This window comes from Bhargavaea cecembensis, assembly GCF_001619585.1.
Lineage (GTDB): Bacteria > Bacillota > Bacilli > Bacillales_A > Planococcaceae > Bhargavaea > Bhargavaea cecembensis_A.
On the sequence record NZ_LQNT01000001.1, the window covers coordinates 368,412 to 394,590 of the forward strand.

The 26,179-nt window shown below is 54.4% G+C and carries 30 protein-coding genes; 27 read left to right on the forward strand and 3 right to left on the reverse strand.

Annotated features, from left to right (window positions below; translation table 11 throughout):
* Window positions 1-187 precede the first annotated feature (187 nt).
* The 10 genes from alaS to mtnN all read left to right on the forward strand — a co-directional run bounded on the left by alaS (window position 188) and on the right by mtnN (window position 8,912).
* A complete protein-coding gene (gene alaS, locus AV656_RS01860) occupies window positions 188-2,821 on the forward strand; it encodes an alanine--tRNA ligase (RefSeq protein ID WP_063178239.1) in 2,634 nt (877 codons plus the stop codon).
* A 70-nt stretch (window positions 2,822-2,891) separates the two neighbouring features.
* Complete coding sequence (locus tag AV656_RS01865; protein WP_063178895.1) at window positions 2,892-3,164, forward strand: IreB family regulatory phosphoprotein; 273 nt, start codon at window positions 2,892-2,894, stop codon at window positions 3,162-3,164.
* Entirely contained in the window at window positions 3,161-3,580 is a 420-nt protein-coding gene (gene ruvX, locus AV656_RS01870) for a Holliday junction resolvase RuvX (protein ID WP_063178240.1), read from the forward strand. The genes AV656_RS01865 and ruvX overlap by 4 nt, the downstream gene beginning before the upstream one ends.
* Window positions 3,581-3,590: 10 nt before the next feature.
* Window positions 3,591-3,890: a DUF1292 domain-containing protein gene (locus AV656_RS01875; protein WP_063178241.1), complete on the forward strand. Its 300-nt coding sequence runs from the start codon at window positions 3,591-3,593 to the stop codon at window positions 3,888-3,890.
* Window positions 3,891-4,085: 195 nt separating this feature from the next.
* On the forward strand, window positions 4,086-5,213 hold the full coding sequence (mltG, locus tag AV656_RS01880; protein ID WP_063178242.1) for an endolytic transglycosylase MltG: 1,128 nt from the start codon (window positions 4,086-4,088) through the stop codon (window positions 5,211-5,213).
* A 90-nt stretch (window positions 5,214-5,303) separates the two neighbouring features.
* On the forward strand, window positions 5,304-5,966 hold the full coding sequence (locus AV656_RS01885; RefSeq protein WP_063178243.1) for an O-methyltransferase: 663 nt from the start codon (window positions 5,304-5,306) through the stop codon (window positions 5,964-5,966).
* On the forward strand, window positions 5,963-6,601 hold the full coding sequence (udk, locus tag AV656_RS01890) for a uridine kinase (protein ID WP_063178245.1): 639 nt from the start codon (window positions 5,963-5,965) through the stop codon (window positions 6,599-6,601). The genes AV656_RS01885 and udk overlap by 4 nt, the downstream gene beginning before the upstream one ends.
* A gap of 108 nt (window positions 6,602-6,709) precedes the next feature.
* A complete protein-coding gene (gene greA, locus AV656_RS01895; RefSeq protein WP_063178247.1) occupies window positions 6,710-7,180 on the forward strand; it encodes a transcription elongation factor GreA in 471 nt (156 codons plus the stop codon).
* 301 nt (window positions 7,181-7,481) lie between these two features.
* The gene (locus AV656_RS01900; RefSeq protein ID WP_063178249.1) at window positions 7,482-8,171 is read left to right on the forward strand and encodes a YrrS family protein; all 690 of its coding nucleotides are present in this window, start codon (window positions 7,482-7,484) and stop codon (window positions 8,169-8,171) included.
* Between the two features lie 24 nt (window positions 8,172-8,195).
* On the forward strand, window positions 8,196-8,912 hold the full coding sequence (gene mtnN, locus AV656_RS01905; protein WP_063178251.1) for a 5'-methylthioadenosine/S-adenosylhomocysteine nucleosidase: 717 nt from the start codon (window positions 8,196-8,198) through the stop codon (window positions 8,910-8,912).
* A 117-nt stretch (window positions 8,913-9,029) separates the two neighbouring features.
* Here the strand turns inward: mtnN and sigK are convergent, their stop codons facing one another.
* Complete coding sequence (gene sigK / locus AV656_RS01910) at window positions 9,030-9,761, reverse strand: RNA polymerase sporulation sigma factor SigK (protein ID WP_063178253.1); 732 nt, start codon at window positions 9,759-9,761, stop codon at window positions 9,030-9,032.
* A gap of 137 nt (window positions 9,762-9,898) precedes the next feature.
* On the opposite strand from sigK, the gene AV656_RS01915 reads away from it, so the two are divergent.
* The 11 genes from AV656_RS01915 to AV656_RS01965 all read left to right on the forward strand — a co-directional run bounded on the left by AV656_RS01915 (window position 9,899) and on the right by AV656_RS01965 (window position 18,496).
* Window positions 9,899-10,420, forward strand: coding sequence for a YqeG family HAD IIIA-type phosphatase (locus tag AV656_RS01915; RefSeq protein WP_063178255.1), 522 nt, complete (start codon window positions 9,899-9,901; stop codon window positions 10,418-10,420).
* Window positions 10,417-11,517 carry a ribosome biogenesis GTPase YqeH gene (yqeH, locus tag AV656_RS01920; protein ID WP_063178257.1) on the forward strand — a complete coding sequence of 367 codons (1,101 nt, stop codon included), beginning with the start codon at window positions 10,417-10,419 and terminating at the stop codon, window positions 11,515-11,517. Before AV656_RS01915 ends, yqeH begins: the two co-directional genes overlap by 4 nt.
* A 13-nt stretch (window positions 11,518-11,530) precedes the next feature.
* Complete coding sequence (aroE, locus tag AV656_RS01925; protein ID WP_063178259.1) at window positions 11,531-12,364, forward strand: shikimate dehydrogenase; 834 nt, start codon at window positions 11,531-11,533, stop codon at window positions 12,362-12,364.
* Window positions 12,358-12,654: a ribosome assembly RNA-binding protein YhbY gene (gene yhbY, locus AV656_RS01930; protein WP_063178261.1), complete on the forward strand. Its 297-nt coding sequence runs from the start codon at window positions 12,358-12,360 to the stop codon at window positions 12,652-12,654. The genes aroE and yhbY overlap by 7 nt, the downstream gene beginning before the upstream one ends.
* Complete coding sequence (locus AV656_RS01935; protein WP_082818563.1) at window positions 12,647-13,225, forward strand: nicotinate-nucleotide adenylyltransferase; 579 nt, start codon at window positions 12,647-12,649, stop codon at window positions 13,223-13,225. The genes yhbY and AV656_RS01935 overlap by 8 nt, the downstream gene beginning before the upstream one ends.
* Window positions 13,215-13,793 (forward strand): bis(5'-nucleosyl)-tetraphosphatase (symmetrical) YqeK, encoded by a 579-nt coding sequence (gene yqeK / locus AV656_RS01940; protein WP_063178263.1) that lies wholly within the window; start codon window positions 13,215-13,217, stop codon window positions 13,791-13,793. Before AV656_RS01935 ends, yqeK begins: the two co-directional genes overlap by 11 nt.
* Window positions 13,790-14,137, forward strand: a complete 348-nt coding sequence (rsfS, locus tag AV656_RS01945; RefSeq protein WP_063178265.1) for a ribosome silencing factor — start codon at window positions 13,790-13,792, stop codon at window positions 14,135-14,137. The genes yqeK and rsfS overlap by 4 nt, the downstream gene beginning before the upstream one ends.
* Window positions 14,134-14,877: a class I SAM-dependent DNA methyltransferase gene (locus tag AV656_RS01950; protein ID WP_063178267.1), complete on the forward strand. Its 744-nt coding sequence runs from the start codon at window positions 14,134-14,136 to the stop codon at window positions 14,875-14,877. The genes rsfS and AV656_RS01950 overlap by 4 nt, the downstream gene beginning before the upstream one ends.
* A 76-nt stretch (window positions 14,878-14,953) precedes the next feature.
* A complete protein-coding gene (locus tag AV656_RS01955; protein ID WP_063178269.1) occupies window positions 14,954-15,571 on the forward strand; it encodes a helix-hairpin-helix domain-containing protein in 618 nt (205 codons plus the stop codon).
* A 70-nt stretch (window positions 15,572-15,641) separates the two neighbouring features.
* Window positions 15,642-16,202 (forward strand): ComE operon protein 2, encoded by a 561-nt coding sequence (locus AV656_RS01960; protein WP_063178271.1) that lies wholly within the window; start codon window positions 15,642-15,644, stop codon window positions 16,200-16,202.
* 20 nt (window positions 16,203-16,222) lie between these two features.
* Window positions 16,223-18,496: a DNA internalization-related competence protein ComEC/Rec2 gene (locus AV656_RS01965; RefSeq protein WP_082818564.1), complete on the forward strand. Its 2,274-nt coding sequence runs from the start codon at window positions 16,223-16,225 to the stop codon at window positions 18,494-18,496.
* Between the two features lie 38 nt (window positions 18,497-18,534).
* Here AV656_RS01965 and AV656_RS16025 read toward each other — a convergent pair whose 3' ends face one another.
* On the reverse strand, window positions 18,535-18,669 hold the full coding sequence (locus AV656_RS16025) for a YqzM family protein (RefSeq protein WP_082818565.1): 135 nt from the start codon (window positions 18,667-18,669) through the stop codon (window positions 18,535-18,537).
* Window positions 18,670-18,843: 174 nt separating this feature from the next.
* Here AV656_RS16025 and holA point away from each other — a divergent pair, with 174 nt between their 5' ends.
* Both holA and AV656_RS01975 read left to right on the forward strand, forming a co-directional pair.
* Window positions 18,844-19,866 (forward strand): DNA polymerase III subunit delta, encoded by a 1,023-nt coding sequence (gene holA, locus AV656_RS01970; protein ID WP_063178273.1) that lies wholly within the window; start codon window positions 18,844-18,846, stop codon window positions 19,864-19,866.
* 269 nt (window positions 19,867-20,135) lie between these two features.
* On the forward strand, window positions 20,136-20,471 hold the full coding sequence (locus tag AV656_RS01975; protein WP_063178275.1) for a hypothetical protein: 336 nt from the start codon (window positions 20,136-20,138) through the stop codon (window positions 20,469-20,471).
* Window positions 20,472-20,671: 200 nt separating this feature from the next.
* Here AV656_RS01975 and rpsT read toward each other — a convergent pair whose 3' ends face one another.
* Entirely contained in the window at window positions 20,672-20,923 is a 252-nt protein-coding gene (gene rpsT, locus AV656_RS01980; RefSeq protein WP_063178277.1) for a 30S ribosomal protein S20, read from the reverse strand.
* A gap of 162 nt (window positions 20,924-21,085) precedes the next feature.
* On the opposite strand from rpsT, the gene gpr reads away from it, so the two are divergent.
* The 4 genes from gpr to hemW all read left to right on the forward strand — a co-directional run bounded on the left by gpr (window position 21,086) and on the right by hemW (window position 26,103).
* Window positions 21,086-22,141: a GPR endopeptidase gene (gene gpr / locus AV656_RS01985; RefSeq protein ID WP_063178279.1), complete on the forward strand. Its 1,056-nt coding sequence runs from the start codon at window positions 21,086-21,088 to the stop codon at window positions 22,139-22,141.
* A gap of 22 nt (window positions 22,142-22,163) precedes the next feature.
* Complete coding sequence (gene spoIIP / locus AV656_RS01990; RefSeq protein WP_156484776.1) at window positions 22,164-22,982, forward strand: stage II sporulation protein P; 819 nt, start codon at window positions 22,164-22,166, stop codon at window positions 22,980-22,982.
* Between the two features lie 97 nt (window positions 22,983-23,079).
* Complete coding sequence (gene lepA / locus AV656_RS01995; protein WP_063178283.1) at window positions 23,080-24,909, forward strand: translation elongation factor 4; 1,830 nt, start codon at window positions 23,080-23,082, stop codon at window positions 24,907-24,909.
* A 54-nt stretch (window positions 24,910-24,963) separates the two neighbouring features.
* Window positions 24,964-26,103, forward strand: coding sequence for a radical SAM family heme chaperone HemW (hemW, locus tag AV656_RS02000; RefSeq protein WP_063178291.1), 1,140 nt, complete (start codon window positions 24,964-24,966; stop codon window positions 26,101-26,103).
* The last annotated feature ends 76 nt before the right edge of the window (window positions 26,104-26,179 follow it).

Below are 26,179 nucleotides of genomic sequence, written 5' to 3' on the forward strand. Positions count from 1 at the left end.
GGATGCGGAAAGCTACTCCAGAGTGCAGCTCATCCCTGCCGTCCGCCGCGTTAAGGCATTTGAGAGACAGCGGCGGATGCTGCTGTAATCAGGGTGGTACCGCGAACAGATCCTTCGTCCCTTTTGCATAGGGGGCGAAGGATTTTTTTATTGCCGTACCGCCGACACAACGAGGAGGAGAACCAGTATGAAATCATTCACTTCTGCGGAACTCAGGGATATGTATCTGAAGTTCTTCGAGGAAAAGGGCCACTCGGTCGAGCCGAGCGCCTCGCTCGTCCCAATTGATGATGCGTCCCTGCTCTGGATCAACAGCGGTGTCGCGACACTCAAGAAATACTTTGACGGTCGCGTGGTGCCGGAAAACCCGCGCATCGTGAATGCCCAGAAAGCGATCCGGACGAACGATATTGAGAATGTCGGAAAGACGGCACGCCATCACACATTCTTCGAAATGCTCGGCAACTTCTCGATCGGTGATTACTTTAAGCGAGAATCCATCCACTGGGCATGGGAGTTCCTGACCCATCCGGACTGGATCGGCTTTGATCCTGAAAAACTGTCTGTCACGGTCCATCCGGAAGATGAGGAAGCGCTTCTGATCTGGCGCGATGAAGTCGGCGTTCCTGAAGAACGCATCATCCGTCTCGAGGGGAACTACTGGGACATCGGGGAAGGGCCTTCCGGTCCAAACTCCGAAATCTTCTATGACAGGGGCCCGTCCTACGGCGATGACTTCTCCGACCCTGAACTTTACCCGGGCGGGGAAAATGAGCGCTATCTGGAAATCTGGAACCTCGTCTTTTCCCAGTTCAACCACAACCCGGATCACACGTACACTCCGCTGCCGAACAAGAACATCGATACCGGCATGGGGCTGGAGCGGATTGCGTCCGTGGTCCAGGATGTGCCGACGAACTTTGACACTGACCTATTCATCCAGATCATCCGTGAAATCGAACAGATTTCAGGTGCCGGCTACGGAGTGGACGCTGAAAAGGACACAGCATTCAAGGTGATCGCTGACCATATCCGCACCGTTGCATTTGCGGTCGGCGACGGTGCCTTCCCGTCAAACGAGGGCCGCGGATATGTACTCAGGCGTCTTCTCCGCCGCGCGGTCCGATACGCCAAACAGCTCGGTATTGATGAGCCATTCATGTACCGCCTCGTTCCGGTCGTCGGCAGCATCATGGAAAGCTATTACCCGGAGGTCACAGAGAAATCCGAATTCATCCAGCGGGTCATCAAGAACGAGGAAGACCGTTTCCATGAAACCCTGAATGAAGGTCTGTCAATCTTGTCCGGTATCATCGGGCGGGTGAAAGAGGAAGGCGGTACCGAGATTTCGGGTGAGGATGCGTTCAGGCTGTATGACACATTCGGTTTCCCGGAGGAACTGACGGCCGAATATGCGGAAGAACAGGGCCTCACCATCGATGAGGAAGGCTTCCGGCGCGAGATGGAGGCGCAGCGTGAACGTGCCCGCGCCGCCCGGCAGGATGTCGGTTCGATGCAGGTACAGTCCGGGGCACTCGGCGGCTTCCATGAGGAAAGTGAATTCATCGGCTATGACCACCTCGTCGCAGGTGCGAAGATCATTGCGATCGTCAGCGCAGGAGAACTTGTGGAAAAAGTGGAAGAGGGCGAGGAAGTGCAGGTCATCCTCGACCGTACACCGTTCTATGCAGAAAGCGGCGGACAGATCGCTGACCATGGAACGATGACGGGCGACGCTTTCCGTGCATCCGTACAGGATGTCCGCAAGGCGCCGAACGGACAAAACCTCCATTCGGTGAAGGTGGAGGCCGGCACGATGGCAAAAGGTGATACGCTGAAGGCGGAAGTCGATGCAGCGCAGCGGCGCCTTACTGTGAAAAACCATACGGCGACCCACTTGCTCCATCAGGCGCTCAAAGACGTCCTCGGCGGACATGTCAACCAGGCAGGTTCCTATGTCGGTCCTGACCGGCTGCGCTTTGACTTCAGCCATTTCGGTGCGATGACTGATGAGGAGATTGCCAATGTCGAGCGGATCGTCAATGAACGGATCTGGGACGGCATCGGTGTCGGCACCGCCTACCATCCGATCGATGAAGCGAAGAAAATGGGAGCCATGGCCCTGTTCGGAGAAAAGTATGGGGATGTCGTGCGCGTCGTTTCAATCGGCGAGTACTCGCTTGAGCTGTGCGGCGGCTGCCATGTCCGTGATACGGCGGAAATCGGGCTCTTCAAGATTGTATCCGAAGGCGGCATCGGTGCCGGCACAAGACGGATCGAAGCGCTGACGGGCAAGGAGGCCTTTCTCTACATGAAGGAGGAGGAAGAGATCCTGGACGGGGCAGCTTCGATGCTTAAGGCAAACCCTAAGGACCTCCTGAAAAAGCTCTCAGTCCTGCAGGCTGAGCAGAAAGAACTGAAGCGTGAGCTGGAGTCGCTTTCCGCACAGAAAGCACAAGGACAGCTGGGAGCGATTCTGGAATCCGCCCGTGAAGTCGACGGCGTATCGGTTGTGGCGGCGCGTGTGGAAGGCGCAGACGGCAACCAGCTCCGCACGATGATGGACGAGCTCAAACAAAAACTGGACAGCGGCGTCATCGTGCTCGGTTCAGCTGACGGAGGCAAAGTGACCCTTGCTGCCGGCGTGACCAAAAATATCGCAGGCAAGCAGTATCATGCGGGGAATATCGTCCGCCATGTTGCGGAAACCTGCGGAGGCAAGGGCGGCGGCCGTCCGGATATGGCGATGGCCGGCGGAAAAGACTCGTCCAAACTTGATGAAGCGCTGCAATCCGTGTATGATTTAGTCAAATCCGTTTAAATGCGGATCTGTACGTTTATAATGGGATGCGAGGTTTTGCTGCATCCCAAGGGAAAGCGGGGTGCTGACCATGGATTCATTCGACAAAACGATGAAGTTCAACTTTCCGGAAGAGCCGATGGAAGATGAGGTGAGGACAGTTCTGCTGAAGGTCCATACCGCGCTGAAAGAAAAGGGATACAGCCCCATCAATCAGATTGTCGGCTACCTCCTATCTGGAGATCCTGCATACATCCCGCGGCATGATGATGCACGCAACATGATCCGGAAGCTTGAGCGGGACGAGATCATCGAAGAACTTGTGAAATTCTATATTGCCGGAAATGACGGGGGCCGTTCATGAGGGCAATGGGATTTGACGTCGGCACCAAGACGATCGGTGTCGCCGTGAGTGACGGGCTCGGCTGGACGGCCCAGGGTGTCGAGACGATCAAGATCGACGAAGAGGCCGGCGAGTTCGGCATCGGCCGCATCCGCGATTTGGTTGCGGAGTATGGTGTAACTTCATTCGTTGTCGGGTACCCAAAGAATATGAACAATACAGTGGGTCCGCGTGCGGAGGCGTCCGAGCGTTTTGCAGACCTGCTGAGGGATGAATTTTCCCTTCCTGTGGAATTATATGACGAGCGCCTGACGACGATGGCGGCAGAAAAGATGCTGATCAGCGCTGATGTAAGCCGCAAAAAGCGCAAGAGCGTCATCGACAAGATGGCAGCCGTCATGATTCTGCAGGGTTGGCTGGACAGAAAAAACGGATGAGGTGATTTGAATGGAACACGGAGATGCGCACATCACGGTTGTAGACGAGGAAGGCAACGAGCAGCTTTGCGAGGTACTGTTCACATTTGAGGCAGAGCAGTTCAGCAAATCGTATGTCCTTTACTACCCGGTAGGAGCGGAAGAAGACGAGAATGAAGAAATCGAGATCATGGCATCTTCTTTCATCCCGGGTGAAGAGGGTGAACAGGGAGAGCTGAAGCCGATCGAGACCGACGAAGAGTGGGACATGATCGAAGAAATGCTCAATACGTTCCTCGCAGAAGACGAAGAGGACGACGAAGAAGAGTAAGAGTTTAGGATTCAACCGGCACTAACCTGCCGGACAGCTCCCCGAGCGCACTGCACATTCCGTGCAGTGCAGAAACGGGGGGCTTTTTCGCATGACGTTACAAACTGGCTCGACATGTGCGTTTACTGCAACGCCTTTCCTGTTGTAGTCGTTTCATGTATAATAGCCTCGAAATGCAGAGGGGGAACACGGTTTATGAGTGACCGATCCAAAAAGCAGGTCATGCTTGAACGCATGAATGAAAAAAAGAAAGAGGTAAAGACGGTCCGGCGAATCGTCCTGATCATCTTCCTTGCCGCGCTGCTCCTCATGGTCATCGGAGGCGCCATCCTTTACTCATATGTGGCGGGAGCGCTTAAACCGGTGGATCCGGATGCCGAAGATACCGTCACCGTGGAGATTCCGATCGGTTCAAACCTGGACACGATCGCGCTGAAGCTCGAAGAGGCCGGCGTCATCAAAGATGACAGGATCTTCAAGTATTACGCCAAATTCAACAACGAAAGTGATTTCCAGGCCGGCACTTATGAAATGAGCAGGGCCATGACTCCGGATGAGCTTCTCCAGAGTCTGAAAACAGGAAAGGTTTACAGGGAGCCGGTATTCCAGTACACCATTGCCGAAGGCCTGAACCTTGCGCAGATCTCCGAAGTCATCGAGAAAAACACGGACTTCACGGCTGATGAATTTATGGAACTCGTCACGGATGAAGCCTATATCAAAGAGCTGATCACGAAGTATCCGAACCTTCTCTCCGAAGAAATCCTGGACGACCAGATCAAGTTCCCGCTGGAAGGCTATCTCTTCCCGGCAACCTACCCGGTGTTTGAAGAGCAGCCGACACTGGAAATGCTGGTTGAGCAGATGATCGGCGCGACGGACGAGAACATCACCCCTTACCGTGATGCGATCGCGGAAGAGGAACGGACCATCCATCAGGTCCTGACGATGGCATCGCTCGTGGAAAAAGAGGCCCGTACTCCGGAAGACCGCAAATCGATCGCCAGTGTCTTCGAAAACCGGCTCGAAGAGGACATGCCGCTCCAGACGGACCCTACGGTCGCTTATGCACACGGAAAGCATCTCGAGCGGACGATGTACAGTGACCTCGAAATCGATGATGCCTACAACACGTACCAGAACCAGGGACTGCCTCCTGGGCCGATCTCGAATGCGGGCAGCTCATCAATTGATGCTGCACTCAATCCGTCCGAGACTGATTATCTCTATTTCCTTGCAGACCCGTCAGGCATTAACCATTTCGCGAAGACGTATGAACAACACCTCAAGAACAGGGACAAGTATCTGAAGAGCGGGGAATGACCCGGAGAAGGAGAGCTTTCGCTTTCCTTCTCTTTTCATGTGATTAGTGCTATGATGAACGGGTATTTTTTTGGATAAGCAGGTGTGAAGATGGAACACGAATATAGCCGGTATTCGGAAGGGCTGATTCCGCCCCGTACGGAACGGATCATGGAAATGGAGCAATACGCCCGCGACCACAGGGTGCCGATCATGCAGCTGGAGGGGATGGAGGCGCTGCTCCAGATCCTCCGTGTGCAGCGTCCCGCAAGAATCCTTGAGATCGGCACGGCCATCGGGTATTCGGCGATCCGGATGGCGGAGGCTCTTCCGGGCACGGAAGTGGTGACAATCGAGCGCGAACCGGCCATGCAGGAAAAGGCCGAAGAAAATATCGGTCGGTCGTCTGCGGAAGGACGGATACGGCTTGTCCGCGGAGATGCGCTCGAGCTTGGAGAGGGCCTTCCCGAAGGACCGTTTGATGCCTTGTTCATCGATGCCGCCAAAGGCCAATACAGAAGGTTTTTCGACCTTTACGAGCCGCTGCTGTCCGGCCGAGGCGTGATTTATTGTGACAACATGTTCATGCATGGACTGGCAGCCGAAGATCCGACGGACATTCCGAGGAAAAACCGGACGATGATCCGCAAGCTGAAGGCGTTCACGGAATGGCTCATGGCGCATCCCGGATACGATTCGGCTCTATTGCCGGTTGGCGATGGCCTGATGATCAGTACGAAAAAAGAATCAACCGAAGAAGGTGCAGTGTTATGACGAAGAAACGGCCGCTCATCATCGGAATCGCCGGCGGCTCGGGCTCCGGCAAGACGAGCGTAACCCGCTCGATCTACGATGTCGTGAAGGAGCATTCCGTCACCGTGATTGAGCACGATTATTATTATAAAGACCAGTCCGAACTGGCATTTGAAGAACGACTGAAGACGAACTATGACCACCCGTTCGCTTTTGACACGGATCTTCTTATCGAGCACATCAAGGAACTGCTCGAGGGGCGTCCGGTCAATCGCCCGGTGTATGACTATGCGCTGCACACGCGATCCGACAAAACGGAGGCCATCGAGCCGAAAGATGTCATCATCATCGAAGGAATCCTCGTTCTGGACGATGCGAGACTTCGGGACCTGATGGATATTAAGCTCTTTGTCGATACGGATGCGGATCTCCGCATCATCCGGCGTATCCAGCGTGACATCGAAGAGCGCGGCCGCTCGATCAGTTCAGTGATTGGCCAGTATCTGTCGGTCGTCCGGCCGATGCATAATCAGTTCATCGAACCGACAAAACGCTATGCGGACCTGATTATCCCTGAAGGCGGGGAGAATAAAGTCGCAATTGACCTGATGGTGACGAAAATAAAAACAATTCTTGAATCTCCACAAAATCTGTAATATACTCTTGTCAGTTAAAACCATCACATTTCCGCTATGTCGCATTCCCGGTCACGGGGCGGCATAGTATTCTTTTTATGAAGGAAAGACGCGAAGGAGAGATTGTTTATGTCCACAGAGAAAAAATTTCCGATGACCCAGGCGGGAAAAGAGAAGCTGATTGAAGAACTCGAGTACCTGAAAACGGTTAAACGGAAGGAAGTCGTAGAGCGCATTAAGGTTGCGCGCAGTTTCGGCGACCTTTCCGAGAACTCCGAATATGATTCGGCCAAAGAAGATCAGGCGTTCATCGAAGGCCGCATCTCCACACTCGAATCGATGATCCGCAATGCCGAAATCATCGAAGACAACGGTGATGACGATCGCGTGCAGCTCGGCAAGACCGTAACATTCAAGGAAATGGACGGCGATGAGGAATCGTATACCATCGTCGGTTCCGCCGAAGCGGATCCGTTCGAAGGCCGCATCTCAAACGACTCGCCGATCGCCAAAGGCCTCCTTGGCCGTACCGTCGGCGACCGCGTCAAAATCATGACGCCTGGGGGCGAGATGGACGTCGAGATTACGTCCATCAGCTGATTGCAGCAATCAGCGGCCTGTCATAAACGCAATAAAAGCTAAAACGGCTGATTCAAGCAGAAGGTCCCGGGAAACTGCGGCAAGCGGGGGAATCCTTCTGCCGAAATCAGCTTTTTTCATTGCGGACAGCAGCGGAAGCTGTGAACGGCCCTGCATCACATTCAATGAGTTTGCAACGATTCAGGGAATCTGATTATTTGGCTGCAAAAAATTCCTCTTCATGAAACTGAAACAATCCGGTAATCATTTCGTCAAATAAGCGGGATTCGTTTATGATAGAGTAACCGGGGGAGGAGATGGCATGGAAGAACAGAATTTTTCCAGGGTGGCGCGAAACCGCCAGAAGTCAAACCGGATCTTGAATATCCTGATTGGCGTCGTCTTCGTCCTGATCGTTGTCACTGCGGTGGGCATCTTCACCGGCGGAGATGACCAGGCAGCCGACAGCGGGCGTGAGACAGGATCGGAACAGACGGAAGGCGGCAGCGGCCCGGATGGCGGAAATGCACCGGCTGCAGACGGCGGAGATGATGCTGATGAGGCAGATAACGAAGAATCAGCAGACCGTAAAACGGCCTCCGAAAAATCAGATCCGGAAGCTGAAAACGGCAAGCAAGAAGACCAGGAATCCGATCAGCCGGGCAAAGTGATCCGAACTCCGTCAGACGATGGTGTTGTCGATGAGACGATTGTCGACACTTCCTGGAAGCCGATCGGCACCGAACAGTCGGGTGAACATGTCTCGGTTTACCAGAAAGGCCATATCGACTGGCAAGAGAAGGTCAAGGCCATGTCGTATGCCACAGAAATCCCTGAAAGCGACATGATCGTATGGTATTTAAAAAACGGCGGCGGGCCCCAGAAATCAATCGGGACCGTATCGACCGCAGATAAAAGCGAAAAATATAATGTCCACCTGGAATGGGTGGACGGTGAAGGCTGGATGCCTGTTCGGCTCGACAAGCTGAACAAGCTTGAAGGGGCCTATTGACCGAGCGGAACGGAGGATTCTGTTATGAAAATAGCCATTATAGGCGCGATGGAAGAGGAAGTCGAGCTTTTGCGCAGCCGGATCGAAGAAAGAGAGACGACAATTGCCGGGAACAGTGAGTACACGGCCGGCAAACTGAATGGTGCAGACGTCATCCTTCTGAAGAGCGGAATCGGAAAAGTGAACGCGGCCATGTCCACGGCCGTATTGCTTGACCGGTTCAGGCCGGATGCCGTGATCAATACCGGTTCAGCCGGCGGATTCAGCAGTGACCACGAAATCGGCACGGTCGTGATTTCAAGTGAAGTGCGGCACCATGATGTGGATGTGACGGTATTCGGTTACGAACACGGCCAGGTGCCACAGCTTCCTCCTGCATTCACGGCAGACGGAAGGCTCATGGAAGCAGCGCGCAAAGCTGTAGAAGAAATCGGTGAGCATGCATCCGCAGAAGGATTGATCATCACCGGAGATTCCTTCATGTCCGATGCAGACCGCGTTGCCCGGGTGCGTGAATTGTTCCCGGATGCTCTGGCTTCCGAAATGGAGGCTGCTGCAGTTGCGCAGGTATGCCACCAGTTCGGCGTGCCGTTTGTTGTCATCCGGGCGCTTTCTGACATTGCGGGCAAAGAGTCGGCGATGTCATTCGATGAGTTTTTGCCGAAGGCAGCGAAACATTCGGCGGAAGCAGTCATGCGTGCGGTCTCGAATCTTCAGGAATCTCATGGTATAATCGGATAAGTGAATCATCACTTGGACAGGGAGTGAACAATGTGCTTTATCTGATGGCAGGTTCGTTAATTGTGACCGGGATCCTCGCTGGCGTCATGATGTTCCAGCTCGGTTCCGAAAAGTGATTTAGTCGGCCCTTCCCCCGCGCTCGACGGGGGAGGGGCTTTTTTCGTGTTTGAACTGCTGATAAAGCTTGACGAGGGCCCGCTTCTCGATCCGGGATACATAACTTCGGGAAATGTTCAGCTGCGCGGCAATCTCTTTCTGGGTCATCGGATTGTCGTCCAGCAGGCCGTAGCGTCTCTGGATGATTTCGAGCTCTCGCTCATCGAGCTTGGTCAGGTGCCGGTACAGCCGGTCGAAACGCTCCTTCCGCTCCAGCCGGTCATCGGCTGTTGATTCATCGACCTTCAGGACATCGGTGATCTGGAGGGAGTATCCGTCTTTGTCGATACCGATCGGCTCATAGAGGGAAACATCTTTCTGGACTTTTTTCTGGGCACGGAGATGCATGAGGATTTCGTTTTCGATGCAGCGTGCGGCGAATGTGGAAAACTTGGTTTTCTTATCCGGGGTAAAGCTGCCGACCGCCTTCATCAGGCCGATCGTCCCGATCGAGATGTAGTCGTCCAGCTGCTCATGACGTGGATGGAACTTTTTCACGATATGGGCGACAAGGCGCATATTGCGCTCGATCAGCTCATCTTTCGCACTTTCGTCGCCTTCTGCCACCCGCCTCAGGCAATCCGCTTCTTCCTCCGCATTCATCGGCTTCTGGAACGCCTGGCCTTTCAGGTAGCCGACCAGCGCGGGGATATCCGCCCACAGCTGAAGCAGTGCAGTGAAGATCCCGCTCACGCCAACACCTCCAATGTTGTTTCTGCCACCATATGTCACAATGTGAGGAATCATGAGAATGACCGGCCCCGGGATGTGGGACGGAGCGGCGCTGTGGTATAATCGGGAAAGAATTCAGAGTCAATGGAGTGAATCGGGTGTATCGTCTTTTTTTGCCGAATGAATATGTGAAGAATGTTTTCCGGGTGACTCCGGAAAAACTGAAAAGCAATGGGATCCGGGGTGTCATCACCGACCTGGACAATACGCTCGTCGAATGGGACAGGCCCGATGCGACCGCGGAAATTATCGACTGGATGAAGGATATGCGAGAAGCAGGCATCCATGTGACCATTGTGTCGAACAATAACGAGGAACGCGTCAAGGCGTTTGCCGACCCGCTCGGCATCCCGTTCATCCATCAGGCGCGCAAACCGATGGGGAGAGCATTCCGCCGGGCCGTCCGCCAGATGGGCCTTCCCAAAGAACAGGTGGTCGTGATCGGCGACCAGCTGCTGACGGACATTTTCGGCGGGAACCGAAGCGGGCTGCAGACCGTGCTCGTCGTTCCGGTCGCAAGCTCTGACGGACTGGCCACCCGTTTTAACCGCAAGGTCGAACGGATCATCATGAAAAAGCTTAAAAACCGTGGGCTCATCGATTGGGAGGAGATCAAGTGACCGAGGAGAAAACCTGTATCGGCTGCGGGGCCGTCCTGCAGACCGAGGACGAAAAAGCGCCGGGATATGCACCGGCGGCGACACTTGAAAAGGAGATGCCGCTCTGCAGGAGATGCTTCCGGCTAAGGAACTACAATGAACTCGAGCCCGTGCCCCTGACGGATGATGATTTCCTTAAAATCCTGAATACAATCGGATCCAAGAACGCGCTCGTCGTCTATATTGTCGACATCTTCGACTTTAACGGAAGCTGGATTCCGGGAATGCACCGGTTCGCAGGTTCCAACCCGGTGCTTCTTGTCGGCAACAAAGCGGACCTGCTGCCGAAATCGGTTAAGGAAAACAAACTCATCCACTGGATGACATCTGAATCCCGGAAGCTCGGGCTGCAGCCGGAGGACGTCCTGCTTGTGAGCGCCGACAAGGGAACCGGCATCGACAGCGCAATCCGGCGCATCGAAGATCTTCGTGCGGGCCGCGATGTATATGTGGTCGGCTGCACGAATGTCGGAAAGTCCACCTTTATCAACCGGATCATCAAGCAGGTCGCAGGCGGCGACGATGTGATCACGACATCTCACTTCCCGGGCACCACGCTGGATATGATCGATATCCCGCTGGATGACGGGAAATCCATGTACGACACGCCGGGCATCATCAATCATCATCAGATGGCGCATCTCCTGGATGCAAGAGATCTGAAGGTGATCACACCGAAAAAAGAGATTAAGCCGAAAGTGTTCCAGCTGAACGAGGAGCAGACGCTATTCCTCGGAGGGCTGGCGCGCTTCGATTATCTGAGGGGAGGGCGCACGGCCTTTACCGTCCATATCTCCAACGCGCTCGACATCCATCGGACGAAGCTCGAAAAGGCGGATGACCTGTATGACCGGCAGAAAGGCGACCTGCTCACGCCTCCGACAGCGGATGCGAAAGAATTTCCGGAACTTGTGCGCCATGAATTTTCGATCAGAGAAGAGAAAACGGATATCGTCATCTCGGGGCTAGGCTGGATTACGGTCCAGCAGGCAGGGAAAATCGTTGCAGTCCATGCCCCCGAAGGGGTAGCGGTCATGCTCCGGCCTTCTCTGATCTGAGGGGGAAAACAAAATGAAAAAATGGTATGCAGTCATCGGTGACCCGGTTTCCCATTCCAAATCACCGGCCATGCATGAGGAGTGGTTCAGGGAAAACGGCATCGATGCATCTTATGTCCCGATCCATGTCCCGGCAGGAACGGTAGGCGACGCTGTTGCCGCACTCCGCCGCCTCGGTGCTTCCGGATGGAATGTGACGGTGCCTCACAAGCAGGCCATCATCCCTTATCTTGACGAAGTGGATCCGCTTGCTGCGGAGATGCAGGCGGTGAATACCGTCAAGGTCCTCCAGGACGGCCGCCTACTGGGGATGAATACAGACGGGCCCGGTTTTGTCCGTTCACTGGAGGAGCGGATCGGCAGTGCCCGGAGAAATGACCGTGTGCTGATCATCGGTGCCGGCGGTGCGGCAAACGGGATTGCCCTTGCCATGCTGCAAGGCGGGTATGGGAAGATCGCTGTCTGCAATCGCACCGTGGCGAAGGCAGAGGCACTCTGCGAGCGGATTGGCGGCGAAGCACTTGGGCTGGAAGAAGCGGCAGGAAGGCTTGGAGAATTCGGAATAATCATCCAGACGACCCCGGTCGGCATGTCGACCGCAACAAGCGGACTGCCGGTCGCCGTGGACCACTTGAACCCGGACGCGGTTGTTGCGGATATTGTCTACAGCCCCCTTCACACCGACTTCCTGAAAGCGGCGATGAACAACGGAAATGAAATCGTGGACGGCCTTGGCATGTTTATCTGGCAGGGCGCGCTTGCCTTCAATGAATGGACGGGCCTTATGCCGGACACGCTTGGAACAAGAAAACGGCTGATAGCAGAAACGGAGGAAACAATATGCTGACCGGAAAACAGAAACGGTTCCTAAGAAGCGAGGCGCACCATCTGCAGCCCGTCTTTCAGGTAGGGAAACAGGGTATCAACGATGAACTGATCAGCGGTATTTCCGAAGCGCTGGAAAAACGTGAACTGATCAAGGTGGCCATTCTTCAGAATGCACCGGAGGAAAAAGAGGACGTCGCACAGGTGCTTTCCGAAAGGACCCGTGCCGAGCTCGTTCAGTTGATCGGCAAGACGATCGTTCTTTACCGGGAGTCGAGGGACAACAAGCGTCTCGTGCTTCCGGGTGAGTGAGCGGAGGAAGGTCGGAATCCTGGGCGGGACGTTCAATCCGCCCCATATCGGCCATCTGATGATTGCCGAAGGCGTCCGCGACGCTGCAGGCCTCGATGAAATCCGCTTCATGCCCAACGCCGTACCGCCGCACAAACTGAAGGAAGGCGATGCGGACGCATGGCAACGCCTCGAGATGACAAAACTGGCTATCAGGGGCAACCCGGATTTTACGGCCGAGCCAATCGAAGTGGAGTCGGGTGGCATTTCATACACGTCCAGGACTATGGATCTGCTCCATGAACGGGATCCGGACACCGATTTTTCGTTCATCATCGGCGGCGACAGCATCGAGAACCTGCATACCTGGCATGACATCGATTCACTTGTTGAGAAAGTGGAGTTTATCGGCGTCCCCCGTCCGGGAAGCAGTGCATCAGGCCGCTACCCTGTCAGAATGGTCGGCATTCCTCAGATTGATCTGTCCTCGACCATACTGAGGGAAAAGCTGGAAACGGGGCGTTCGGTCAAATATCTGATCCCGGATCCGGTGATCCGCTTTATCCGCGAGGAGGGATTATATGGAATCTGATCGTCTTAAAAACGAGGTGGCACGGCGACTTCCTTCCGGCAGGTATCAGCATGTCCTGCGGGTGATGGAAACAGCGATGATTCTCGCGGACCGTTTCGGGGAAAACAAAGAAAAAGCGGAGACCGCCGCACTCCTTCATGATGTGGCGAAAGCCATGCCGAAGGAAGAGCTGAAGCGAATCACGGAAGCTGAAGGGGATCCCGCCGCCGTCCTCGAATTTCATCATGAGTTGTGGCACGGCCCGGCCGGGGCAGTTATCGCCCGGGACGAATTCGGGATCCGGGATCCCGATATCTTGGCCGCCGTCCGGTTCCATACTACAGGACGCGCCGGCATGTCCCGTCTTGAAAAAATCATATACATTGCCGACATGATTGAGCCGGGCAGGGATTTTCCGGGTGCAGGGAATCTGAGGGCGGAGGCTGAACGCTCGCTTGACGCAGCGCTCACGGCTTGCAGTGCACACAATCTGCAGTACCTGGCCTCTGTCCGCGCCGCCATCCATCCGGATACGCTCCGCTGCTACAACGATAGTCTCTCGCTAGGAAAGGGTGCTTTGAACCGATGACAAACCAGACATTGCTTGAAACGGTATACAATGCCGCTGATGATAAGAAGGCGGCCGATATGGTCGTTCTGAACATGCAGGGGGTATCGCTCCTTGCTGATTATTTTCTGATCTGCCACGGAAATTCGGACCGGCAGGTGCAGTCGATTGCCCGCGAGATCAAGGACAAGGCGGAAGAAGCCGGCTACAACGTCAAGCGGCTCGAAGGATTCGACTCTGCACGCTGGATCCTCGTCGACCTCGGCGATGTGGTTGCCCATGTTTTCCACAAGGACGAGCGGGCATATTACAACCTTGAGCGCCTGTGGGGAGATGCGCCGGAACTGGAAATGGAAAATCAATGAATGGGGAATCCTACCGGGCATTCGCTTCGGTCTATGACCTGCTCATGGAAGACATCCCATACGGCCGCTATGCCGAACGGGTCCTTGAGGCCGCCGGGCCCGCAGGAGGCCAGAGGCTGCTGGACATCGGATGCGGCACGGGGGTGCTGACAGAACGATTTGCCCGTGACGGTTTCCGGGTGACAGGGATTGATCTGTCCGGGGACATGCTTGCAGCTGCAAGGGAACGTTTTGGGGAATCCGGGCTTGATGGCGAATTTTTTGAGCAGCCGATGCAGGAGATGGAAGGGCACTCCGGATATGATGTGGCGGTCATTGCAATCGACTCGCTGAACTATGTGACGGAGGCCGAGGAAGTGGCCGCGGTGTTCAGGCACGCCTACGATGCATTGAATCCCGGGGGCCGCCTGCTGTTTGATGTCCACTCCCCCTATAAGATGACAGAACTGTTCCTTGAAGGGCCATTCACTGCGGACCTGGAAGATGTTTCGTATATCTGGCATACGTATCCCGGGGATGAGCCGCTTTCCGTTGAATCGGAAATCAGCTTTTTCATACGGCGGCAGGACGGGCTCTATGAACGTCATGAGGAATTTCATCTGCAGCGGACCTTCACGCCGGATACCTACAACCGTCTTTTGGAAGAGACGGGGTTTACCATCCGTTCGGTCACCGCTGATTGGACGGGTGACCCGCCATCTGAAAACAGCGAACGAATCTTTTTCCATGCTGTAAAATGAAGCTTTCCAAATAGTCGGACTTCAGGTATAGTGAAGGGGACTCCATGAACCGCCATCCCCGGGAGGGAACGTTTTCTTGGAATGGCTGAAGATGAACTGGAGGAAGCTGATCCCCCCGATTGCGGCTTCCGTCCTGATCCTGACGTTTATCCTGTATACGAAGAGCCATACCGCAGGCGTGCCTGCGGATTCATTCATACCAGTTTCTGACGGGATGGACCCGATCAGTGCCGATGACCGTGCGGATTCGTCCGCAGCGGTCATTTTTGTTGATGTGAAGGGGGCTGTCGAAAAGCCGGGCGTCTATAAGGCAGAGGAAGGGGACCGTGTCATTGATGCTGTCGCCAGGGCGGGCGGCTTCCTTCCGGACGCAGTGCCGGATGCGATCAACCATGCGGAGAGGCTGCGGGATGAGATGGTCATTTATGTGCCATTCCTCATGCCGGAGGGTTCCGAAGAAGCAGGCGCATTGCTGCCGTCTGTCTATGGAGCGGATGAAGGAAAGGTGAACCTCAATACTGCGGAGGCAGAAGAACTCATGACCCTTCCGGGAATCGGTCCCGCAAAGGCCGAAGCGATCATCGCCCACCGCAGCGAGCACGGGGCCTTTGATGATCCGGCAGGCCTCATGGATGTCACCGGGATCGGTGACAAGACATTTGCCGCCCTCGAGGATCTCATCACCGCAAAATGACATTGAATCCCGGCGCGCACACCGATACACTGAGGATAAGTGATTTGCAAAGTTACAGGAGGCGGAATTCATGGAGCGGATTAGTTGGGATCAATTTTTCATGGCGCAGAGCCATCTGCTGGCACTCCGGAGCACATGCACGAGACTGTCGGTCGGAGCGACGATCGTCCGAGACAACCGGATTGTCGCCGGAGGCTACAACGGATCGATATCGGGAGGCGACCATTGTATCGATAAAGGGTGCTATGTCGTCGACGGTCATTGTGTCAGGACGATCCATGCCGAGATGAACGCGCTTCTGCAGTGTGCAAAATACGGATCGCCGGTTGCGGGTGCAGAAATTTATGTCACCCATTTCCCGTGCCTCCAGTGCACGAAAGCCATCATCCAGGCCGGGATATCCAAGCTGGTCTATGCAGAGGATTATAAAAACAATGAGTATGCCCAGCAGCTTCTCCAGCAGGCCGGAGTGCGGGTGCTCAAGGTTCCGTTTGAGGAGCGCGAAGTCGATTTTCTTGCAGAGGAGAAAATCGGGCTCTATGAAGAACTTCTGGGCAGGCTGAAGGATGCCGGAACGCCTGAGGAAGAGCTTGAGGCATATGACAGGAAGGTGAAAACGCTATTCGGCTGAGGCTGATCGGAAATCCTGTTATGTATTTGGCGCTGCCTGTCCTGGCTGCGGCTGCCGCAAGTACGGTCTCTCCACTGTTTATGGCATTGCTGCTGCCTGTCGCCGCGGTCGCAGCCGTGAAGAGGGAACCCCCGGCCGTCTGGCTGGCGTTCATGGGAATCACTGCAGCCTCATATGCCTGGTTTAGCCTGGATAAAAAAACGGATCATTGGCCGTCCGTACCGGATGAGATTGTCTGGACGGACAAAGTGTCGGAATCGGGCGGCCTTCTGAGAGGATTCGCAGAAGATCCCGCAGGCAACAGATGGTATGTCAATTACCGGTTCCGCTCTGAAGAAGAACGGGACCGTTTTTTTCTTGAAGGCATTGCCGGTCACCGTTTCCTCATCAGGTCAGAGAGGGAAGAACCGGATCCTGCCGCCCATCCTTACGCTTTTGACATGGAAAAGTGGCTGCTTTCCGAAGGGGCATCCGGCATCCTGAGGCTGCAGGATGCCGAGCCGGCAGGTCCGGCACCCGGAATGTCCGCCGCGGTCAGAAGATGGAGAGAGGCTCTGGGCAGCCACATCCGGTCACACTTTCCCGAATCGGTCGCTGCGGAGGCGGAAGCACTCATCATCGGCGAGCGCTCAGCCACCGCCCCGGATGACGAACGGGCATATAGAAGACTCGGGATCACCCATCTGTTTGCCATTTCCGGCCTTCATGTCGGGATCCTGATTTTTCTGCTCAGGGAGGGCCTGCTCAGGCTGGGAGTCAGAACCCATATTGTGAGGACCGGCCTGATGCTCTTCCTTCCCGTCTATGCGATACTGGCCGGCGGAGCACCGCCCGTATGGCGGGCTGTCCTCATCTCCCTGATGCTTCTGATTCCGGAATCAAAGTCCGGAAAACCCCGTATGGATATTCTTCTTTCCGCCGGGATGATTTTGTTCTTGCTCATCAACCCCCAAGCCGTCTCAAAACCCGGTTTCCAGATGAGCTATTTGGCAGCATTCTCGCTGATCCATTCTTCCACCATCCTTTCTTCGGCACGGAGTGCCCTTCACCAGGCATGGCTGGTCACAGTAATTTGCCAGGTCGCGGTCACACCGGTGCTCCTCTATCATTTCTTCGAGACATCCCTTTCATCATTTGCCGCCAACCTGCTGTTCGTCCCTCTGTTTTCAGCTGTCATCCTTCCTGCCAACCTGATTCTGCTCATATTGACTTTTCTTTTTCCGGAACTGGCCGGGATGTTGTTTGGCATCTATGTTCCGCTCCGCGAAGCACTGTCCGGACTGATCCTGATGTGCGCGGAACTGCCGATGAGTGTTTGGACACCGGGCAGGCCGGACCCGCCGTCGCTTTTCCTGCTTATTGCGGCAGTACTGATGTTTTTTTGTCTTCTGGAAGGACGCAAAGCCTGGTCGGCGGCAGCTGTTCTCGCCTCATCCTGCTTGCTTGTCCATGCAGTTCCATACACGGATCCCTCGCTTCATGTCACCTTCATCGATGTCGGACAGGGAGACGCCGCACTGGTTGAACTTCCATACAGACGCGGCGTCATCCTTATCGATACGGGTGGAAGGCTTCTCTTCGGCGGGGAGGAGGGGCAGGAGGTGAAAAGCGGAACCGGCGTCGGCGAGCGGGTTGTCGTGCCGTTTTTAAAGGGCAGGGGAATCACCGGGGTGGACAAGCTCGTCCTGTCACACCCCGATGCGGATCATGCGGAAGCAGCGGATGAAGTATTGAAGGAAATCCGGGCGGACGAGATCCATATTGGACCGGGAACGAATGGGGAGGAAGGGTATGCGGATATGATCGGGGTTGCGGCGGACAAAGGCATTCCGGTCAGGGAGATGGCTGCGGGGACAGGGTGGACGGAAGGGGGCATCCATTTCCGTTACCTCAGCCCATTTGAGTCAGAATACAGCGGAAATAACGACTCTCTCGTCCTGCATCTGGAATACGGACCGTTTCGCGTACTGTTCACGGGGGACCTGGAGGAAGAAGGAGAACAGAGGATTGTCGGGGAGTACGGGAATCTTTTCCCGGTGACCCTCCTCAAGGCCGGCCATCACGGAAGCCGGACATCCAGCAGTGTGCCGTTTATCGAGGCAGCCAGGCCCTCAATCACCGTTTTCTCCGCCGGCAGGGAAAACAGGTATGGCCATCCGCACCCGGAAGTCACGGAACGTTTCAGCCATTCCGGACTTCCCGCCGTTTCCACTGCGGATTACGGAACGATGACCTATTCTTTCCATCCCGAAAAGGGCATGACGGTCACGCATCACCGATCATCAGGAAAATAAAAAAGGAGGCTCCGGTTTGCCGGAAGCCTCCGCCCTGATCAGCCTGCAACGAGTTCAATAACTGTCGCAATGACGAAGATCAGCGAAAAGAATACAAAGGATACGATGAAGCCAATGCCCGAGTCGATGACGTCGTTGCGCTTCGTCTGCGGGTTCTGTTCGAATTCGTTCATTGCTACCCCTCCTATGGTTCCCCCATATTATAAGGGATGACATAGAAAAAAGCTATCCTGTTAAGGGTAATCCTTGCCGGATGACACGAGGTTCATGAAACTTTCACAAACTGTGGCGCGGTACAGCTTCATGTATAATAAAAGGACAGGCTCAAGCGAAACGGAGTGTTCACGATGTTTACGGATAGTTGGAGAAACATGGCCAAAGGGGAGATTGCCCCGGTTTACCTTGTCAGTGGTCCGGAAATGTATTTTTTTGATGAAACCGAGAAGCGGCTGAAGGATGCCATGCCCGATGCCGCCGCATCGGAACTTACCACGTTCGATCTGGACGAAACACCGGTCGAAGCGGTGATAGAAGAAGCGGATACGTTTCCGTTTTTCTGTGACCGCAAACTGATTATCGCAAGAAACGCGTCGTTTCTGAAAGCGGCCGACAAGGCGAAGGAAAAAGTGGAACATGACCTGGACAGGCTGATGGACTGGCTTGCCCACCCTCCGGAAAGTGCAGTCGTTCTGTTTCTCGCCCCCTATGAAAAGCTGGATGCCCGAAAAAAAGTGGTGAAGGCGTTCCGCAAGCACGCCGTCTGCATGGAAGCAGAACCGCTGAAAACCCATGACGTCGAAACGTGGGTCAAGCAGGAGGCGTCCCGCCTTGGAAGCGGCGTCACGGAAAGTGCCGTGCGGCTGCTGATTGAAACGGCCGGAGAAGATCTGGTCCGTCTCCGTTCGGAGCTGGAGAAGCTCGCGCTGTATGCCGGAGAGGGAAGGGACATCGGTGAGGACACCGTCAGCCTGCTTGTGGCCAAGACACCTGAAGACGATGCATTCAAACTGCTCGATGCCTATATGCAGGGAGACTCGTCCAGGGCGCTCACGATCTACAGGGATCTTCTGCAGAACAAGGAGGAGCCGATCCGCCTGAACGCACTTCTGGCCAATCAGGTACGGCTCATGATCCAGGTGAACGCCCTGAAGAAGAAAGGCTACCAGCAGCACCAGATCGCCAAGCAGCTCAAGGTGCACCCGTACCGGGTCAAACTGATTCTGGAAAACCGGAAACTGGCAGATGATGCCCGCCTGCTCATAACGCTTTCCCGGCTCGCAGACGCCGATCTCAGGCTTAAAACGGTATCAGGAAACCGGGAACGGGTTCTCGAACTGGTGCTGATGCAGAAGGTAAGCGAAACGAAATGAACAGACTGCAGAACCGTGCCCAAAGGCCCGGACTGCAGTCTTTTTTTGAGCTTGAATCCATGAGGTGATACGCCTTTTGGAGGGGTTCCGGAAGTTCCTCAAATTTTAATAAAAAGATAATTTCTAAAGGGTTGCTTCACTGATTGAATCGGGGTATAGTACGTGTAAATTATGGTCTACCGCCCCTGAGCCTTTTGATAAAAGTCATGTTAATGCCCAAGCCACTGCCCAAGTTAAACCCACCCACAACTTCCCATGAGGTGATTAAAATGTTGGATGATCAAATCCACGGCTTGCTCAGGAAAGAATACAAATATGCAGTCATTAAGGTAGGTTCCGAAACAACAGCTATTCTGATTAACCGTAAAAGAAAAGTCGGGCTGAAAAAACGAGTGGCGGGCATGCTGCCGGTGTACGAATATGAAAAATGGGAAGAAGAACTGGACCGCTGGGAATACCGGCCGGTCGGCTTCAGAAACATCTTTTCGAAAAAGTTTATCCATACTACCATCGCCGTCTGCGTCGATGAAACGGAAAAAGTCGTCTACTGGCGTTACCTCAGGCCTGCAGAAAAAAAGCAGATGCCACTCTCACAGGTTCTGTGATTAACGAAACCTGATGGCATGGCCAAGCCGCAAAACTCCCCGAAAATGCTTCGCATTTCTTAAGCGAAAGGATTTTCGGGGAGTTTTTTTGCATACCAATCCGGAATAAGAAGAATTTCATGAGGCATAGTAGGGTTGTCCATAAAAAAACGCCCCGAATCCAGCAGGCCGGATCAGGACGGTCTTAAGCCAAGCATCGATTACTGGGCTTTTTTCGTAAGGCGGGATTTTTGGCGGGCCACAGTGTTCTTGTGGATCAGCCCTTTGTTTGCCGCTTTGTCGAGTTTTTGGATCGCATCTTTCAGAAGCTCTTGTGCGTTCTCGTCATTGTTGGCAATCGCCGTTTCCGCTTTTTTCATCGCCGTACGCATCGCGGATTTCTGCGTTGCGTTTTGTGCGCTGACTGTTTCGTTCTGGCGGATTCGTTTAATCGCTTGTTTGCTGTTTGCCAATGGATTCACCTCCATTCAAGGTCGGATCATGAAGCGGCCCGTCGTCCGGGCCTGCCTTTATGCAACAGACAACATTCTATCAAAACTGAAGGTTGATTGCAATCAGGAAACGCAAAGAATATTCCCTTGACACCCGGGCATACTGATTTGGAGGTGAGCGACATGTTGCAATTCGGAAGGACGGACCTGCTTGACGAAACGGAAGAAATGGTCAGGCACCGAACCGAAAAGGACAAGGAAAAACTGAAAGAATCCAGTGGCATCGACTTCCGCGAAAAGCGGAAGGGCCGTTTTATCGTGACGGAAATCCGTGTGGACGAAAATGGCGCAGAAAAAATCGGCAGAAAATCCGGCACCTATATTACTCTTACGGCTCCAGGCCTCACAGCCGATGATTCGGAAGGCTTCGTGGAACTGGAACAGCTATTGGCAGACAAACTGCGGGAGATGCATACACCGCTGGGCCTGCCTGAAAATCCAAAAGTGCTCGTCGTGGGACTCGGCAACCGTTCGGTTACGCCGGACGCGGTCGGTCCCTATGCCATCGACAGGCTTCAGGATGCCGTCCCGGCTTTTTATTCGGAGGATCCCGGCCTGATCGCCTACGCGGCGGGGGTGACCGGCCAGACAGGATTTGAGACCAGCGATTTTGTGAATGCCCTGGCAACCAAAATCAGTCCCGACCTGATCATTGTTATTGATGCACTGGCGGCAAGAGACAGCAAGCGTCTGTGCAGGACCATCCAGCTGACGGACACCGGCATCCATCCGGGATCCGGTGTCGGCAACGAACGGAAAGAGATCTCGAAGGAAGTCCTCGGAATTCCGGTGACTGCAATCGGTGTCCCGACGGTCGTGGACGGCCCTGTCATGGTGTCCGACGCGATTGAGTCGGTGTTTAACTACATCGCAGCTAAAATAGAAGAGAAAAATGCTCCTTCCTCCGCTCTTGCCGTCACGCCATGGCTTCACGACAAAACAAAAGAAACCGACAAAACGGTGCTCAAGCCGATTTTCGGAGAATGGTCCCAATGGTCGAAGGAAGATAAGCAGAAACTGTTCGAGGAAGTTCTTTCATCGGACGAGCAAAGCATGTTCGTCACGCCGAAGGAGACCGACACGTGGATTTTGCAGTACGCAACACTTGTATCGGCAGGCGTCGTGAAATGGCTGTCGCCCGCAGCGCCCGGTTCTGAATCCCCTGCTTCCGCCATATAGTGCGGGAGGGGGGATTCTTTTGATGAAGAAAAAGTGGCAGTTCTATACATGGCTCATCCTATTCCTGTTCCTTATGCCGTTCATCACGGTTAAGATCCCCGGCCTGCAGACGGATGTCCGTGAGGCCGCACCGGAATCAGGCAGGCTCGTCTACGCTGCCAACCTGTTTGACTTTGAGGTGGAGGAAGATGGGGAGCCTGCGGAACCGGGAGGAAACGGGAAGGCGCTGATGTACTTTACCCATTCCCACGAAGCGTTTGCGCCGATTCTTCAGGCAAAGGAAGGGAAAACCGCCGTCTCGCACAGCAAGGAGAATATCATGAACCTCGGCGAGGCATTCAGTTCCCACTTCGGAATGAACGGGATTACACTCGATGTCATGAATTATGACAACGCAGGCGAGATGAGCCGAAACGGAGTTCCGCACAGCCGCGCCTATAAGGCGATAAGGCCCTATGTGCAAAAGCAGATGCAGGCAGGAACCTATGATCTTGTCATGGACATCCACAGGGATTCCCTCGGCAGAAGCAAAACCACACTGGAGCATTCGGACGGGCTGTATGCAAAAGTTTATTTCGTCATCGGGGAAGATCATCGAGGCCATGAGGCAAACCGGCAATTGGCGGAAAGGATCTCGGCAAGGATGAACGAACTCGTACCCGGCATTTCCAAGGGGATTTTCAGAAAAAGCGGCCACGGGGTCGACGGCATCTACAACCAGGACCTCGGTCCGAACGTGCTGCTGATCGAGATGGGCGGGACGGAAAATACGGAGGAAGAGCTTAACCGGACAGCAGCCATAGTAGCAAAAGCCTCGGCGCAGGTGCTGGCAGGAGAGTAACCGTCAGGCAAAAACAATGGCTTTCTCATACTGCCCCGATTGAATCATGTTTTGTCCACTGTTATAATTCAAACTAGTTTACAGAGGAGTGGACAACATGAATCGCGAAGAACGACTTGCACGGCGGGACCACATCCGGAATTTCTCGATCATCGCCCACATTGATCACGGGAAATCCACGCTGGCCGACCGAATTTTGGAGAAAACTGAAACCCTGACCTCACGGGAGATGAAAGACCAGCTCCTCGACTCGATGGACCTGGAGCGTGAGCGGGGCATCACGATCAAACTGAATGCCATCCAGCTGAAATACAAGGCGAAAGACGGTGAAGAATATATTCTTCACCTCATTGATACACCCGGGCACGTCGACTTTACTTATGAAGTTTCACGGAGTCTGGCTGCATGTGAAGGGGCCATACTTGTCGTTGATGCGGCACAGGGAATCGAGGCCCAGACGCTGGCAAACGTGTATCTGGCGCTTGACAACGACCTGGAGATCCTGCCGGTCATCAACAAGATCGACCTTCCTGCTGCAGACCCGGAGCGGGTCAAGCAGGAGATTGAAGATGTGATCGGGTTGGATGCTTCCGAAGCCGTCCATGCTTCAGCCAAAGCGGGAATCGGCATCGAAGAGATCATTGAACAAGTTGTAGAAAAAGTACCGGCACCGACCGGAGATCCGGAAGCGCCTCTGAAGGCACTCATTTTCGATTCTCTTTATGATCAGTACCGGGGCGTCGTCGCCTACATCCGGATTGTCGAAGGGACGGTAAAGCCCGGGGACAAGATCCGCATGATGGCGACCGGAAAGGAATTCGAAGTCGTGGAGGCAGGCGTCTTCACGCCAAAAGCCACTAAACGCGACGAACTGACCGTTGGCGATGTCGGCTACCTGACAGCGGCGATCAAAAATGTGGGGGACACCCGAGTGGGGGATACCATCACACTCGCCTCGAATCCGGCGGATGAACCTCTCCCGGGATACCGGAAGCTTAATCCGATGGTTTTCTGCGGGCTTTATCCGATTGATACGGCCAAGTACAATGACTTGCGGGAAGCACTGGAGAAGCTGGAACTGAATGATTCTGCGCTGACCTATGAGGCGGAAACATCCCAGGCGCTCGGTTTCGGCTTCCGCTGCGGATTTCTCGGCCTGCTCCACATGGAGATCATCCAGGAGCGGATCGAGCGTGAATTCAAGATCGACCTCATCACCACCGCACCAAGTGTTATTTATGATGTCGTCATGACGGACGAATCCGTCCTGAAGGTGGACAACCCGTCGCTGATGCCGGATCCTCAGAAAATCGAAGAGGTCCAGGAACCGTATGTCAAAGCTTCCATCATGGTTCCGAACGATTACGTCGGGGCTGTCATGGAACTGTGCCAGCGGAAGCGCGGCCACTTTATGACGATGGATTATCTGGATTCGACTCGGGTCAACATCATCTATGAGATCCCGCTGTCCGAAATCGTTTATGACTTCTTTGATCAGCTGAAGTCCCATACAAAAGGGTATGCATCGTTCGACTATGAACTGATCGGGTACCGTCCGAGCAAGCTGGTGAAGATGGATATCCTCCTGAACGCCGAGAAAGTGGATGCACTCAGCTTTATCGTCCACCGGGACTTCGCCTATGAGCGGGGCAAGGCGATTGTGGAAAAGCTCAAGGAACTTATCCCGAGGCAACAGTTTGAAGTGCCCGTACAGGCGGCCATCGGAAACAAGATCGTGGCGCGCTCGACAATCAAGTCCATGGGCAAAAACGTCCTTGCCAAATGTTACGGCGGCGACATTTCCCGTAAACGGAAGCTTCTGGAGAAGCAGAAAGCCGGGAAAAAGCGAATGAAGCAGGTCGGCTCGGTCGAAGTGCCGCAGGAAGCCTTCATGGCCGTCCTCAGCATGGACGAGGACAAATCCTAACACCGGAAAAGGAGGCGGCCGCCTCCTTTTTCGCATGAAAGAAGGAAATCCATCATGACAGACGGTCTCTATATCCATATCCCTTTCTGCCATCAGATCTGCTTTTACTGTGATTTTAACAAAGTGTTTTTCAAAAATCAGCCGGTTGATGAATACATTGACTGCCTTGGCGAAGAATTAAGGATGATGAGCGGGGAAGGGATATTCGGCAGCAGCGGGCCGCTTACCATCTTCCTGGGCGGCGGGACCCCGACAGCCCTTGAAGACCGGCAGCTGGAAAAGCTTTTTGCCCATATTGATAGCGCCGTCCCCAAAGACCGCCTGATCGAGTTTTCCACTGAAGCCAATCCCGATGAACTCACCCCGGACAAGCTTGCCATCCTTTGGGAAAACGGAGTCAGGAGGCTAAGCATCGGTGTGCAGTCATTCGACGCCGGACTCCTGGAACGGCTGGGCCGCACCCACAGCCCGAATGATGCGGAGCGCGTCGTCCGGCAGGCCCGGGAAGCGGGTTTTGAAAATCTCAGCATCGACCTGATGTACGGACTGCCCGAACAGACAATGGCACAGTGGGAAGACACACTCGACCGTGCTCTTTCGCTCGGACTCCCGCACTACTCAGCCTATTCACTGATCGTGGAGCCCAAAACGATCTTCTATAACCTGATGAACAAAGATCTGCTGCCGCTGCCCGGCGAAGACCTGGAAGCGGATATGTTCCTGAAGCTGATGGAACGTATGTCGGCATCAGACCTAAAACAGTACGAAATCAGCAACTTTGCCAAAGAAGGCTATGAATCGGTCCACAACAAGCTCTACTGGCAGAATCGTTCCTACGCCGGCGCCGGAGCGGGTGCGCATGGATATGCAGGCGGCATCCGATACTCCAATCATGGTCCGCTCAAGAAATACATGAATGCAGTCGGGGAGGGCCGCCGTCCGATTTTTGAGCAACACCAAGTGACTGCAAGTGAAGAGATGGAAGAGGAGATGTTCCTCGGTCTCCGCATGACAGAAGGTGTTCGCTTTGACGCATTCAGGGAGCGGTTCGGCAAGGAACTGAAAGAGGTATACGGCTCCCAGATCCGTGAACTCTCAGACCAGGGCCTGCTCGCGGCAGACGGAGAATCCGTCCGTCTTACGAGGAAGGGCATTTTCCTGGGCAATGAAGTGTTCCAGGAGTTCCTCGGATAACGCACGCAGTTTGATTGACGGACGGAATGGCTTTTGATAAATTGGGTATATATTAGCACTCGATAAAACGGAGTGC

Coding starts and splice junctions, on each gene's coding strand:
- alaS (WP_063178239.1), top strand. CDS start 188: ATGAAATCATTCACTTCTGCGGAACTCAGGGATATGTATCTGAAGTTC.
- AV656_RS01865 (WP_063178895.1), top strand. CDS start 2,892: ATGGATTCATTCGACAAAACGATGAAGTTCAACTTTCCGGAAGAGCCG.
- ruvX (WP_063178240.1), top strand. CDS start 3,161: ATGAGGGCAATGGGATTTGACGTCGGCACCAAGACGATCGGTGTCGCC.
- AV656_RS01875 (WP_063178241.1), top strand. CDS start 3,591: ATGGAACACGGAGATGCGCACATCACGGTTGTAGACGAGGAAGGCAAC.
- mltG (WP_063178242.1), top strand. CDS start 4,086: ATGAGTGACCGATCCAAAAAGCAGGTCATGCTTGAACGCATGAATGAA.
- AV656_RS01885 (WP_063178243.1), top strand. CDS start 5,304: ATGGAACACGAATATAGCCGGTATTCGGAAGGGCTGATTCCGCCCCGT.
- udk (WP_063178245.1), top strand. CDS start 5,963: ATGACGAAGAAACGGCCGCTCATCATCGGAATCGCCGGCGGCTCGGGC.
- greA (WP_063178247.1), top strand. CDS start 6,710: ATGTCCACAGAGAAAAAATTTCCGATGACCCAGGCGGGAAAAGAGAAG.
- AV656_RS01900 (WP_063178249.1), top strand. CDS start 7,482: ATGGAAGAACAGAATTTTTCCAGGGTGGCGCGAAACCGCCAGAAGTCA.
- mtnN (WP_063178251.1), top strand. CDS start 8,196: ATGAAAATAGCCATTATAGGCGCGATGGAAGAGGAAGTCGAGCTTTTG.
- aroE (WP_063178259.1), top strand. CDS start 11,531: ATGAAAAAATGGTATGCAGTCATCGGTGACCCGGTTTCCCATTCCAAA.
- yhbY (WP_063178261.1), top strand. CDS start 12,358: ATGCTGACCGGAAAACAGAAACGGTTCCTAAGAAGCGAGGCGCACCAT.
- yqeK (WP_063178263.1), top strand. CDS start 13,215: ATGGAATCTGATCGTCTTAAAAACGAGGTGGCACGGCGACTTCCTTCC.
- rsfS (WP_063178265.1), top strand. CDS start 13,790: ATGACAAACCAGACATTGCTTGAAACGGTATACAATGCCGCTGATGAT.
- AV656_RS01950 (WP_063178267.1), top strand. CDS start 14,134: ATGAATGGGGAATCCTACCGGGCATTCGCTTCGGTCTATGACCTGCTC.
- AV656_RS01960 (WP_063178271.1), top strand. CDS start 15,642: ATGGAGCGGATTAGTTGGGATCAATTTTTCATGGCGCAGAGCCATCTG.
- AV656_RS01965 (WP_082818564.1), top strand. CDS start 16,223: ATGTATTTGGCGCTGCCTGTCCTGGCTGCGGCTGCCGCAAGTACGGTC.
- AV656_RS16025 (WP_082818565.1), bottom strand. CDS start 18,669: ATGAACGAATTCGAACAGAACCCGCAGACGAAGCGCAACGACGTCATC.
- holA (WP_063178273.1), top strand. CDS start 18,844: ATGTTTACGGATAGTTGGAGAAACATGGCCAAAGGGGAGATTGCCCCG.
- AV656_RS01975 (WP_063178275.1), top strand. CDS start 20,136: ATGTTGGATGATCAAATCCACGGCTTGCTCAGGAAAGAATACAAATAT.
- gpr (WP_063178279.1), top strand. CDS start 21,086: ATGTTGCAATTCGGAAGGACGGACCTGCTTGACGAAACGGAAGAAATG.
- spoIIP (WP_156484776.1), top strand. CDS start 22,164: ATGAAGAAAAAGTGGCAGTTCTATACATGGCTCATCCTATTCCTGTTC.
- lepA (WP_063178283.1), top strand. CDS start 23,080: ATGAATCGCGAAGAACGACTTGCACGGCGGGACCACATCCGGAATTTC.
- hemW (WP_063178291.1), top strand. CDS start 24,964: ATGACAGACGGTCTCTATATCCATATCCCTTTCTGCCATCAGATCTGC.